The sequence below is a fragment of the Acinetobacter sp. 243_ASPC genome (genome assembly GCF_001054715.1).
Lineage (GTDB): Bacteria > Pseudomonadota > Gammaproteobacteria > Pseudomonadales > Moraxellaceae > Acinetobacter > Acinetobacter soli.
The window spans coordinates 23,926-36,141 of sequence record NZ_JVOR01000098.1; the positions used below are offsets into that span (position 1 = coordinate 23,926).

The 12,216-nt window shown below is 41.3% G+C and carries 9 protein-coding genes; 6 read left to right on the plus strand and 3 right to left on the minus strand.

The window, feature by feature from the left end; translation table 11 throughout:
* Positions 1 to 188 precede the first annotated feature (188 nt).
* Both ADA42_RS13370 and ADA42_RS13375 read left to right on the plus strand, forming a co-directional pair.
* Positions 189 to 1,313 (plus strand): OmpW/AlkL family protein, encoded by a 1,125-nt coding sequence (locus ADA42_RS13370; protein ID WP_004938535.1) that lies wholly within the window; start codon positions 189 to 191, stop codon positions 1,311 to 1,313.
* Between the two features lie 248 nt (positions 1,314 to 1,561).
* Complete coding sequence (locus ADA42_RS13375) at positions 1,562 to 2,518, plus strand: TauD/TfdA dioxygenase family protein (RefSeq protein ID WP_004947991.1); 957 nt, start codon at positions 1,562 to 1,564, stop codon at positions 2,516 to 2,518.
* A 130-nt stretch (positions 2,519 to 2,648) separates the two neighbouring features.
* On the opposite strand, the gene sthA is transcribed toward ADA42_RS13375, so the two are convergent.
* The gene (gene sthA, locus ADA42_RS13380) at positions 2,649 to 4,064 is read right to left on the minus strand and encodes a Si-specific NAD(P)(+) transhydrogenase (RefSeq protein ID WP_004947994.1); all 1,416 of its coding nucleotides are present in this window, start codon (positions 4,062 to 4,064) and stop codon (positions 2,649 to 2,651) included.
* 199 nt (positions 4,065 to 4,263) lie between these two features.
* Here sthA and lipA point away from each other — a divergent pair, with 199 nt between their 5' ends.
* The 3 genes from lipA to ADA42_RS13395 all read left to right on the plus strand — a co-directional run bounded on the left by lipA (position 4,264) and on the right by ADA42_RS13395 (position 8,562).
* Positions 4,264 to 5,277 carry a lipoyl synthase gene (gene lipA, locus ADA42_RS13385; protein WP_004947995.1) on the plus strand — a complete coding sequence of 338 codons (1,014 nt, stop codon included), beginning with the start codon at positions 4,264 to 4,266 and terminating at the stop codon, positions 5,275 to 5,277.
* A gap of 328 nt (positions 5,278 to 5,605) precedes the next feature.
* Entirely contained in the window at positions 5,606 to 8,104 is a 2,499-nt protein-coding gene (locus tag ADA42_RS13390) for an acyl-CoA dehydrogenase (RefSeq protein ID WP_048765700.1), read from the plus strand.
* A 65-nt stretch (positions 8,105 to 8,169) separates the two neighbouring features.
* Positions 8,170 to 8,562, plus strand: a complete 393-nt coding sequence (locus tag ADA42_RS13395) for a carboxymuconolactone decarboxylase family protein (protein ID WP_004947998.1) — start codon at positions 8,170 to 8,172, stop codon at positions 8,560 to 8,562.
* On the opposite strand, the gene ADA42_RS13400 is transcribed toward ADA42_RS13395, so the two are convergent.
* On the minus strand, positions 8,559 to 9,611 hold the full coding sequence (locus ADA42_RS13400) for a sensor domain-containing diguanylate cyclase (protein WP_048765702.1): 1,053 nt from the start codon (positions 9,609 to 9,611) through the stop codon (positions 8,559 to 8,561). The genes ADA42_RS13395 and ADA42_RS13400 overlap by 4 nt on opposite strands.
* Before the next feature lie 508 nt (positions 9,612 to 10,119).
* On the opposite strand from ADA42_RS13400, the gene proP reads away from it, so the two are divergent.
* The gene (gene proP / locus ADA42_RS13405) at positions 10,120 to 11,601 is read left to right on the plus strand and encodes a glycine betaine/L-proline transporter ProP (protein ID WP_004948001.1); all 1,482 of its coding nucleotides are present in this window, start codon (positions 10,120 to 10,122) and stop codon (positions 11,599 to 11,601) included.
* A 59-nt stretch (positions 11,602 to 11,660) separates the two neighbouring features.
* On the opposite strand, the gene ADA42_RS13410 is transcribed toward proP, so the two are convergent.
* Positions 11,661 to 12,203 carry a cysteine peptidase family C39 domain-containing protein gene (locus tag ADA42_RS13410; protein WP_004948003.1) on the minus strand — a complete coding sequence of 181 codons (543 nt, stop codon included), beginning with the start codon at positions 12,201 to 12,203 and terminating at the stop codon, positions 11,661 to 11,663.
* Positions 12,204 to 12,216 lie beyond the last annotated feature (13 nt).

Below are 12,216 nucleotides of genomic sequence, written 5' to 3' on the forward strand. Positions count from 1 at the left end.
TTTAAAAGGCCATCAAGATGGCCTTTTTTTATTGACTTTAGCTTTCATTCATATTTCCTTCATAATTCCAAACTTCATTTCTTTTTTGCTACATATGCAATATTTTATTTTACAGGATCTGCTCGTTTTAACATTTAAGATGTTTTTTAGAAAAATGATCACAAAAACTGGACATGGAGTCCCTTCAGATGAACAAATCTTTTGCTGGCTTAATGACAAGCCTCTTATTCATTTCTGCACATAGCCATGCTGCCTCACCTTACTTTAGCTTAAAAGATGGCGATGGATTTAAACGCTTTTCCGTTTCAGCGGGCTGGTTACATGCCATGCCACAAGGAAAAGCCAACCCCGTTAGAATCAATACCCCAATTGCCGAAGGTACACAGTCTAAAGTAGGTGATGTCTCGACGGATAGCGTACTCAATGCCATTGACCAAAGTACTGTTTCGGGTAAGGCATGGTATACCCTACTTAATTCAGGCTATAAGGGCTTACTTGGAGGTAATACCTTACCTGCGGCATTATCTGGTACTGCAACCATCAACGGTTTGTCACAATGGGAAGCACCAAATTCAGGCCTTGAAGCCGATGATGTCGATACTCTTGGCCTACTGTTTAACTATAATTTTACCGATAATTTATCGCTTGAGATTAAAGGTGGTATCCCGCCTAAGGTCGATATTTTAGGTAAAGGTACAATTTATGCACCTCTCTCTGGCGCTGCCACTCCCCTAAAAGACGGTTCGTTGCTGGGTAATGCCTTGGGTAATATTATTGGTTCAGCAGGTGGTAATATCCCACTAAAACAAGACATCAAAATTACAGATTTATCTCAAGGGAAGCGTGCTTCATCTGTACGGGCATGGTTACCTGCAGCAGAACTGCAGTACCAGTTTGGTAAATCTGGTGTAAATAAATTCAGACCCTATGTGGGAGTGGGCGTGATGTATGCATATTTTAATGACATTAAGCTAAACCCTGGGATTGAATCTGATCTGATCACCGCAGGTAATATGATCCGAAACATTCAGGACAACAAAGCGGGCGCAGCATTAGATAAAAAAACATCAAGCGCCAATCCAGTGGTGAAAGTAGATGCAGCCGATGCATTCGCACCGATTGCCACAGTGGGTGCAACTTACGACTTTAATGATAGCTGGTTCGCAGTGGGTTCTGTGTCTTATGCCAAACTTAACAGTGAGGCAAAAATTACGGTCACCGATGGTAATACTGGCGCAGAGCTAATCAACTCAAAAACAAAAATCGATATTGATCCAATCATTACTTATGTCGGTGTCGGTTATCGTTTCTAAATGCAAGATTAAGCTGTTTTAAATACAAATTAAAAGCAACTTCGGTTGCTTTTTTTTCACATAAGCGAGATTAAAAAGAAAGAGTGCCGAATGTGACTATTGTTATCTGATAATAATAAATAGATAAAAAACAAAAGACTGCACTAAGATTCCAGCTTTTCATAATCTATTCACTTTTTATCATTTCATTGTTTGTATGGGATTTCATATGCTCAAAACCAGCCAAATTAGAATACAAGTAGATTTAAATGAGCAGTCTCACGCCACTCTCACAAGCGATCCATAATGCGCCGCGCTGGCATGAACCTAAACATCTTCAACCTAGTGAAGAAATTCAGATTCAACCACTTGATCATGCTGCTTTGGGTGCTATTGTGACTGGACTCGATGCAAAAAAAGCGCAAACTGGCGAAACCATCTTTAAGTTAAAACAGGCTTTGGCCCAGCATCTGGTACTTATTTTTAAAAAACAGCAACTCGATGATTTACAGTTTTTAGCATTTGCCAGTTATTTTGGCTCAATTTTCCGACCAAGCAAAGACAATCCCGTGTTGGGATATGATTTGGAAACAGGCGTACCACCCGACGTTGTACCCGTATCTAATGCCGTGGGGCAAGGCGACTATACAGGGCACGGCGAACTGGCACCCCATGCCGATCACCAATGGACACCTTTACCCTCTTTTGGTTCATTGCTGTATGCAATTGAATTACCCAAAGCGGGTGGAAAAACATCATGGATCAATACCATTGCAGCCTATGAAGCACTCGACGACGATCTCAAACAGCATATTCGTTCACTGCAATTGATTACTTACAATCCATTTGTACGCGCTCAAAGCAACAACGGTTCAAAAGCTAATGGGCATACTCCATTGTATCGTTTTGATGATCAGCCTGTCGTAGGTCATGCTTATCCTCACCCACTGGTTCGGACACATGCAGAATCTGGCAGATCAGCTCTTTGGCTCAGTGCAAAAAATGAAGTTGAACTGGTAAATTACAATGATATTGCCGGGGCAGAATTAATTGCACGCTTACGCGAACATTTGGCTCAACCTGAATTTCGCTATACGCATGATTGGGAAGTCGGAGATATCGTGTTTTGGGACAATCAAGTTACCTTACATGCACGTAAGCCTTTTCCTTCAGAGCAGCGACGCTTATTAAAACGTATTAGTCTGGCTGGTGGTCGTCCGTTCTAATTGTCATAAAAGTATCAAATTTTTTTGATCTAATAAAAATAAAAAACAAAAATAATATTCAACTTATCAACGCAAAAGCCCGTCAAACGACGGGCTTCATTTTTAGCTACATCATACTCAAGTTTAAATCTTAAAATAAACGATTTAGACCATTCAATGCTGCAACACGGTAGGCTTCAGCCATGGTCGGATAGTTAAAGGTCGTTTCCATAAAATACTTTAATGTATTATTTGGACTTTGCATTACAGCCTGACCAATGTGAATAATTTCAGACGCATTATTACCAAAACAATGAATCCCTAAAATTTCCAAGCTATCGCGGTGGAACAAGATTTTAAGCTCGCCCACAGTATCACCCGTAATTTGTGCGCGCGCCAAATGACGAAACGATGATTGTCCTACTTCGTAAGGAATTTTTTCTTCTGTCAGCTCTTGCTCAGTTTTACCAAAACACGAAATTTCTGGAATGGTATAAATACCAGTTGGAATATCGGTTACAGGTTTTACGTTTTCTTCGCCACTCATATTTGCACCGGCACAGCGCCCTTGGTCATAAGCTGCTGATGCTAGAGATGGCCAACCTACGACATCGCCCGCGGCATAGATATTTTCCACTTCAGTCTGATATTTCTCGTTCACTGCCAGCTGGCCACGGCCATTTGGTTTCAGGCCAACATTTTCTAAGCCTAAACCATCGGTATTACCTGAGCGTCCGTTACACCACAAAATCGCATCGGCTTTGATTTTTTTACCACTTTGTAAATGTAACACCACATAATCATCGTGCGTTTCAAGATGATCAATTTGTTCATTATGACGAATCAGCACGCCTTGTTCACGTAAGTGATATGACAATGCATCGGCAATTTCATCATCGAGATAGCTCAGAAGCTTATGTTGCGTGTTAATCAAATCGACTTTGTGATTCAAACCAATAAAAATTGATGCATATTCACAGCCAATTACGCCTGCGCCGTAGATAATAATTTTATGAATGGTGTAGTCGAGATCTAGAATCTTGTCTGAATCAAACACACGTTTATGATTAAAGTCTAGACCTTTGGGTTGATAAGGACGGCTACCGGTCGCAATCACAAGTTGATCAAAAATAATGGTTTCTTTGATTCCTTCAGGCGTAAACACCAACACCGTATTTTGATCTTGAATGTATGCACGACCATTGAACACATCAATATTGTTTCGATCGTAAAAACGAGTATGTGTAGATACTTGTTGCTGAATCACGCGATGGGCATTACTGAGTACCTGTTTCATGGTGAATTTTTTCCATTCACCCACTTTTTGAAACATTGGATCACGTTGATAACGAATAATACTTGATACTGTCTGACGCAATGCCTTACTCGGAATCGTTCCGACATGGGTACAGTTTCCACCCATCTGTTCACGAATATCTACAATTGCAACACGCTTACCTGCTTTTGCAAGCTTCATTGCCGCGCCTTCGCCCGCAGGTCCTGAACCGAGAACTAACGCATCATATCTGATGAAATTCCCACTAACGACCTCTTTCTTACGTGGCATTTAAAGCTCCTTCAATCCGATCAGTTGAAACATTTTATAATAAATAGGGGCACTATGCTGCCCAATAATGTATTTCTCAAGCCTATATTATGCAATAACGACATTTTTTATATGAATAATGAATTTGCCCCATTTTAGACTAAGTCCGTTATAATAATGTCAATTAAAATTCTCGCGAATAACATTGGAATTGTTAACTATGTCTGAAAACCGTAAACCTGAACAGGGTGTAAAACTACGTGGTGCGGAAAAAGTAGCCCGAATTCCTGTAAAAGTTGTTCCTACGGTTGAAGTACCGCGCAAGCCAGACTGGATTCGCGTCAAAATGACGGCACCAGAAGAGGTGCAACGAATTAAGACCACTTTACGTGCACAAAAACTTCACACGGTATGTGAGGAAGCTGCTTGTCCGAATCTGCCTGAATGTTTTGGTGGTGGCACAGCAACCTTCATGATCATGGGTGATATCTGTACGCGCCGTTGTCCGTTTTGTGATGTTGCACACGGTCGACCAAATGCACTAGATGCAGATGAACCTCGCCACATGGCAGAAACCATTGCTAATTTAAAGCTTAAATACGCGGTGATTACCTCTGTTGACCGTGATGACCTTCTAGACGGCGGTGCACAGCACTTTGTCGACTGTATTAAAGAAGCGCGCGCATTAAGCCCGACCACCTTACTTGAAATTCTGGTACCAGATTTCCGTGGTCGTATGGATATTGCGCTTCGAATCATGACTGAATGTCCGCCAGATGTGTTTAACCATAATATCGAAACGGTTCCACGCTTGTACAAAGCAATGCGTCCAGGTTCTGATTATCAGCATTCTTTAACATTACTTAAGATGTTTAAAGAATATTGCCCAGATATTCCAACTAAATGTGGCTTGATGGTGGGTATTGGTGAAACTGAAGAAGAAGTGATTGCCCTACTTGATGATCTGCGTGCGCATGATGTCGATTACGTCACGATCGGGCAATATCTACAACCCTCTAAACAGCACGCACCGATCGATCGATTTGTCAGCCCAGAAGAGTTTGAGCGCTATGCAGAGCATGGTCGTAAACTCGGTTTTCGTAATATCTGGTCGGCACCAATGGTACGTTCAAGCTACTTTGCAGATCGTCAGTATCATGGTGAGCCAGTCCCTGCTGTTCGTCGTAAAGCAGATCCAGCCAAAAAAATTAATGTACAAACTATCGAAGCCTAAATTTAGTTTAGCTTCAAAGTCGAAAAAAGCCTCTCACTTTGAGAGGCTTTTTTTTGTTGAAAAAACGCCAAATTAGTTTAACGTTTTGTGACAAATCAACAACATAGCTCACATTTTTTACATTTTAATATACAATAGTCATTGAAAGTACAAAAATAACTTGTTTATCTTGATCAATATAAAGGGAAATACAAAATTAATTCATGATTAATCAGATTGCCCCTAAAAACGACAAATCGCGTCATTGATTCAAATAAAGAAGTTCCTGTTTTAGTTACCTGTTAGCGCATTAATTTTAATTCTAAATGCAACAACCCAAGGAGTAAGTATGACTTTTTTCCTGTTTATCGTTGCTCTACTGGTACAAATCTTCACTGTTTGGGCTGTATTTTATTTCAGCGTTTCCAGAAGTGTCGGAAGTATTGTGACCATTATTGTGGCCTTGGCCTGTGCTTTTGTATTTACTGCATGGTCACTCTTGTTAGGTATTCCACTTATTCTGCTCAGCGTCATCTTGCTGGTCGATCCATTACGCTTTGGTCTGATCACTAAACCTGCCTATAAAACTCTAGCCAACTCAATGCCAAGCATCAGCACAACAGAACAAGAAGCGCTTGAAGCAGGCACCAGCTGGTGGGAAAAAGAACTTTTTACAGGCGCACCTGATTGGAATACATTCAATGCCTATGCTTTTCCACAATTATCTGAAGAAGAGCAAGCCTATCTGGACACTGAAGTTGAACAGCTTTGTAGCATGTTAGATGAATGGGAAATTCATCATAAAGGTAAAGATTTACCCGAGCATGTATGGCAATTCATTAAAGATAAAGGTTTTTTAAGTTTAATTATTCCTAAATCTTACGGCGGTAAAGAATTTAGTTCATTTGCGCAAAGCCGCATCATGAGTAAAATTGCTTCTCGCTCCCTCACTGCTGCTGTAAGTTGTATGGTGCCAAACTCATTGGGACCAGGTGAGCTTTTGATGCACTACGGCACAGACGAACAAAAGCAACGCTACTTGCCGGGTTTGGCTGCTGGTACAGAAATTCCATGTTTTGGTCTAACAAGTCCAGAGGCTGGTTCAGATGCTGGTGCAATTCCCGACACAGGTGTAGTGTGTTACGGCGAATACGAAGGTCAGGAAGTTCTTGGCTTACGTATGAACTTCTCTAAACGTTGGATTACCCTCGCACCGGTTGCGACTGTGGTGGGTCTGGCATTTAAACTTTACGATCCGGATGGATTGCTTGGCGATACGTCTAAAAATGAATACGGCATTACCTGTGCCTTAATTCCTGCCACACATCACGGAATTCAGATTGGTGCGCGGCACTATCCTGGCTCGCCATTTATGAATGGTACTGTAGAAGGTCGTGATGTTTTTATTCCAATCGACTGGATTATCGGTGGTCCTAAAAATGCTGGGCGTGGCTGGCGTATGCTCATGGAATGCCTTGGTGTTGGCCGTGGTATTTCACTTCCAGCACTTGCAACGTCTGCAGGCGAAATGAGCTATTTGACGGTGGGTGCATTTGCAAAAGTACGCGAACAGTTCAAACTCTCTGTAGGCAAGTTTGAAGGTGTACAAGAAGCCACCAGCGATATTGCCAGCGATACGTATATGCTTGAGGCATTTCGCTACTTTGTGACCTGTGGTCTAAATGAAGGCGGCAAACCTGCTGTCATGACCGCCATGGCGAAATATTACGCCACTGAAACTATGCGTAAAGTTATCAACCATGGTATGGATGTTGTCGGCGGACGTGCGATTCAGCTTGGACCACGTAACTTTTTGGCCCTGTCTTATCAAGCCATTCCAGTTGCAATTACAGTTGAAGGCGCCAATATTCTTACCCGCTCATTGATGATCTTTGGGCAAGGTTCGATGCGCTGTCATCCCTACTTGTTTGATGAACTACAACTACTTCAATCGAACGACAAGCAATCTGCGATCAAGCAGTTTCATGAGATTTTGTTTAAGCATCTTGGATATACCTTTAACCGTGGGGCGCGCTCATTTGCTTATGGCTTTACCGGGGGATCAAACGATTCACCCGTCATTTCGGATGACTTTACCCAGCCTTACTACAAGATCATCAATCGCTTTAGCGCCAATCTTGCACTGACTGCGGATATGTCTTTGGGACTACTGGCAGGTGATATTAAACGTAAAGAAATGCTTTCGGGTCGTTTGGCCGATATCCACGCGCATATCTTCATCGCCAGTGCGATTTTAAAATACTACGCCTATGGTACAAAATCGGAAGCAGAACAACTGCATGCAAAATTAGCACTGGAAAAATCACTTTATACCGTTCAAGAAGCATTTTTCGGGTTATTTGAAAACTTTCCGGTCAAACTGGGTGCAGCTTTGGTCAAATTCGTGTGCTTCCCGCTTGGTCGCCCACTCTCCAAACCAAGTGATGATCTTAAACAAGCTGTAGCGGATTTGATGATTAAAGAAAATCCTTTCCGTGCCGAGCTTAAAAAGCATGTGTTTTACACACAAGATCCAGATGATGTGACAGGTCGACTTGAGTCTACGTTCCAGATGCTCCTGCAAATTGAACCACTCTGGCATAAATTTAAAAAAGCTGAATCTAAAGATCAGTTTAAAGGTCTTACTTTTGAAGAGCATATTACAGATGCGGTGAGTCAGGGTTTTATCACTGAATCTGAAGCACAAAGCCTGATTGTCTATAATGCAAAACGCTTCGACAGCATGCTCACCGATGTGTTTGATATGCAACTCAAGGAGGATTTAGAGCTGGATAATCCTCATCTTCCACGAACAGGCGAAGCAACCTTCGATCTTGATCGTATTTAACTCAATCGATAGATTATGGTAAAAGCGTCTTCGGACGCTTTTATTTTATTGAGAGGAAAATCGAAATGTCACAAGACGACTATAATAATGGACTGAAAATACGCACCGAAGTCATGGGCGAGCACTTTGTTAAACGTGCCCAAGACAATACCGTACCTTTTACAGCACCATTGCAGGATTGGATTAATGAACATGCATGGGGCTCGACATGGCAACGTGACGGTGTTTTACCACGTAAATACCGCTCATTGATTACCCTAGCGATGCTGACAGCACTCAAAGCTCCCACTGAACTCAAAGGTCATGTTCGCGGTGCATTGAACAATGGATGCACTGTAGAAGAAATTCAGGAAACCTTGCTGCACTCATTGCCATATTGCGGCGCACCAGCAGCACAAGAAGCGTTTCGTGCGGCGCTTGAAGTAATTGAGGAGTATCAACTCAAGCAATCTGATTAAAACAACTGGATACCGTTTCTTCCATGTCGTTTCACCAGATATAGCGCCTTATCTGCGACACCAAACCAGTCTGAGACAGACTGTGCACTCTCAGATGAGGCAATCCCGATACTGACTGTGGTAAAAAAAGCTGAATCTGTCGACAATCTAATCTGCTGTACAGCAGATTGAATGTTTTGTGCCAACTGAATAACATCCTCATCAGATCGATTCATAACAATAATCGCAAGCTCATCCCCACCAAACCGAGCCGGTGTATCTTCGGGTCCACTCATTTGTCGTAAAAGGTCTGACATCTGACTTAAAAAGTAATCACCTTCATCGTGACCATAGTTATCGTTGATGTGTTTGAAATAATCTACATCCAGAAGCATTAAATGTGCGGTCACGCTACTATTTTGCGTCTGAGCAAAAGTGGTTGCTAAACGCTGCTCAAACAATCTTCGATTGGGAATTTGTAATCGGGGATCTATTAACGCAATACGCTCATATTCATGGTTTTTATCAATTAATTGGATTGCCAGATTACGGGTGAGCACACTTAGCGACATCAAATAGATCGTCGCCAATGGTAATGACCACCACACCATTTGGGGGCTCAACGCGAGATTTAGCTTAAAGCCAGCCAATCCCCACACCATGATCAGTGTAATAAATAGTGCGATGAGCGAAGGTCTTAGAATCTTCCATCCACCCGCTGCATATCGATCTGAAATTAAAATTGCCAATAATATCAACGAGGGAAAAGGACTCAATTGCATCATTGCGATCCAGAAGCCACCCAACGCACCGTCAATAATCAAACTGATATTGGTTAAGCGCACCACATTTGAGGAATTCATCGCAATTACATAGGCAGTTAAAGGCCAAATTAATGCATTAAAAGCCAATAACACATAAAACTCGTATTGATAATTTAAAAAATACAGAACCGATGCGATTGACATGAAGCACAGCAACGAGCCAACTTGACGCATTACAAAGATTCGAAAAACATAACGTTTTCGACGCGTCACTAAAATTGTGTTGTCCGTTTTTATGTATGGCATGATCGGCTGCTGTATAAAAATTGAAAGTAACTGCCTATACGTTCTGAAAAAGTAGATCCATCACTTTTGTCATTATTAATTCTAACTGTCTTTTTAGAGAAATATAATAGCTTTACTTCATAATTCCATTTTTTTAATATGCGATATCCAAAAACCTGATATATATCACATATTATTCAATGAGATTGAATCCTACAGCCAAACTAAAAAATTACGATAAATATTTATCATTTTGCTTAATACCAAAGTAATTTAAATTTTTTTACATAAAACACGTACAGCATGTACAGATTGTTCATGATCATGCAACACATCAGATCGCGTGTTCGTCTTAAACTTATAATCAATTGATATTTAATTAGTTTAAGCACAGTTAAAACAGCCAAATTTGCCATTTTGATTGCGCAACAAACTGATTATTGGTTCGATTTTATGCTTATGTTCTCTAAACATCACTTTACTTTGTCAAAAAGCTAAAGTGAGTTTAACCACAAGGAACCTTTGATTCATGTCTAGAAAAACAACAACACCACTCGGTATTGATGATGTCGAGATTGTCGACTACGACAAGACCAAAAAAGCCATTAAGGCTGCAGCTCTGGGGAATGCAATCGAATGGTTTGATTTTGGTGTATACGGCTACGTCGCCTATATCTTAGGTAAAGTATTTTTCCCAAATGCTTCACCCAGTGTTCAAATGATTGCAGCACTGGCCACTTTCTCTATTCCTTTTATTTTCAGGCCTCTTGGGGGGCTTTTTTTTGGTCGTTTAGGCGATAAATATGGCCGGCAAAAAGTTTTAGCGATCACCATTATCATCATGTCTGTGAGTACCTTTGGTATTGGCTTAATTCCCTCTTATGAAAGCATTGGAATATGGGCACCAATTTTACTGTTAATTGTGAAAATTGCGCAGGGCTTTTCCGTAGGCGGTGAGTATGCAGGCGCCGCAATCTTTGTGGCCGAGTATTCTCCAGACCGTAAACGCGGCTTCATGGGGAGCTGGTTAGATTTTGGCTCTATTTTGGGTTTTGTGGTCGGTGCAGGTGTTGTTTCAGTCATTAGCTTCGCCGTAGGCGAAAATGCCTTTATGGAATGGGGCTGGAGAATTCCGTTTTATCTTGCACTGCCTTTGGGTCTGATTGGACTGTATTTACGCCATAGCTTAGATGAAACACCTACATTTCAAGCCCATACTGAAACTCAAAGCCAATTAAAAAAACCGAAAAAAATTGGATTTATGCAAATCTTGCGTCAGCATAAACGTAGTTTAATGGTGTGCGTGGGTCTGGTTATTTGTACCAATGTCACCTACTACATGCTACTTACGTACTTGCCTAGCTACTTTTCGCATAACTTAGGCTATTCAGAAGATCATGGCGTGCTGATCATTATCGCAGTTATGGTGGGTATGTTATTTGTACAGCCGTTTGTGGGTATGCTGAGCGATAAAATCGGACGTAGACCATTCGTGTTTGCGGGCAGTATTGCGCTTGTGTTGTTTGCTTATCCTGCATTTGTATTACTCGACACCAACAACACCCTATTGATCTTTTTAGGCTTATTAATTTTAGCGCTGTCATTAAATATGTTGATTGGTGTAATGGCATCTACCCTGCCTGCATTGTTTCCAACCGAAATACGCTATAGCGCGCTTGCAATTGCCTTTAATATTTCTGTTGTCATTGCCGGTTTGACGCCAACCATTACAGCCACTTTGGTTGAAACCACACACAATATAATGATTCCAGCTTATTATCTGATGGTTTGTGGTGTATTTGGAATTATCACCGCAATTTATCTGAAAGAAACGGCCAATCTACCATTAAAAGGTGCAACGCCAATGGCAGTAGACAGCGATGAAGCGGAAGAGTTACTTGAGCAATATCACGGTAATATCGAACAAAAAATCGAGCAAATTGACGAGCAAATTGATGAGTTGCAAAAAAAACGCGACAAACTTGCTAAACAACATCCAGATATCGATTAAGTCATATAAAAAAAGTGGGCAATATTGCCCACTTTTTTAATGCGATTTAAAAAAATATTTTAGTTTAACTTGCCCGAATGCATCAGTTGAACCCGACGATCATCGATCAGGATCACTTGTCGGCAAATGCCCTCAGCCTTGCGCTGATGCTCAAATACGAGCTTTGGCATTGGGTCAAAACTATCAAAAAAACAGATCTCTTGATCGTCAATACTATATACCAAAGACTGATTTCCTATTCCATCCAGCGTGTCATACGACACTATGGCCATTTTGCCCTGTTCGATTGCTGTTTGAATCGCCTCGTAGGAGATTGCAGGTTCTATAGCAATATCACGCGTACGTGCTTCCTGATAAAGCTTGCGTTCACTGGCATCGATATGCGGATCTTTATCGGTATAAAAAGCCACCTGAAAGCCAAGCGTATCGAGTGCCACTGCCAATGCAATGGTAAAAGTACCCTGCTCCGGATCGTGCTGACATAATCTTGCAATTTCGCCAACATCCATTTCAATACCGTGATGTTGAAACAGCATCCATAAAGAAAAAACCCCACAATTGGCCTCAAGATGAAGTAATGATTCAGGAATATTTAAAGCCATCGAATTGAGCTCG

Coding starts and splice junctions, on each gene's coding strand:
- ADA42_RS13395 (WP_004947998.1), top strand. CDS start 8,170: ATGTCACAAGACGACTATAATAATGGACTGAAAATACGCACCGAAGTC.
- lipA (WP_004947995.1), top strand. CDS start 4,264: ATGTCTGAAAACCGTAAACCTGAACAGGGTGTAAAACTACGTGGTGCG.
- ADA42_RS13390 (WP_048765700.1), top strand. CDS start 5,606: ATGACTTTTTTCCTGTTTATCGTTGCTCTACTGGTACAAATCTTCACT.
- ADA42_RS13410 (WP_004948003.1), bottom strand. CDS start 12,203: ATGGCTTTAAATATTCCTGAATCATTACTTCATCTTGAGGCCAATTGT.
- sthA (WP_004947994.1), bottom strand. CDS start 4,064: ATGCCACGTAAGAAAGAGGTCGTTAGTGGGAATTTCATCAGATATGAT.
- proP (WP_004948001.1), top strand. CDS start 10,120: ATGTCTAGAAAAACAACAACACCACTCGGTATTGATGATGTCGAGATT.
- ADA42_RS13400 (WP_048765702.1), bottom strand. CDS start 9,611: ATGCCATACATAAAAACGGACAACACAATTTTAGTGACGCGTCGAAAA.
- ADA42_RS13375 (WP_004947991.1), top strand. CDS start 1,562: ATGAGCAGTCTCACGCCACTCTCACAAGCGATCCATAATGCGCCGCGC.
- ADA42_RS13370 (WP_004938535.1), top strand. CDS start 189: ATGAACAAATCTTTTGCTGGCTTAATGACAAGCCTCTTATTCATTTCT.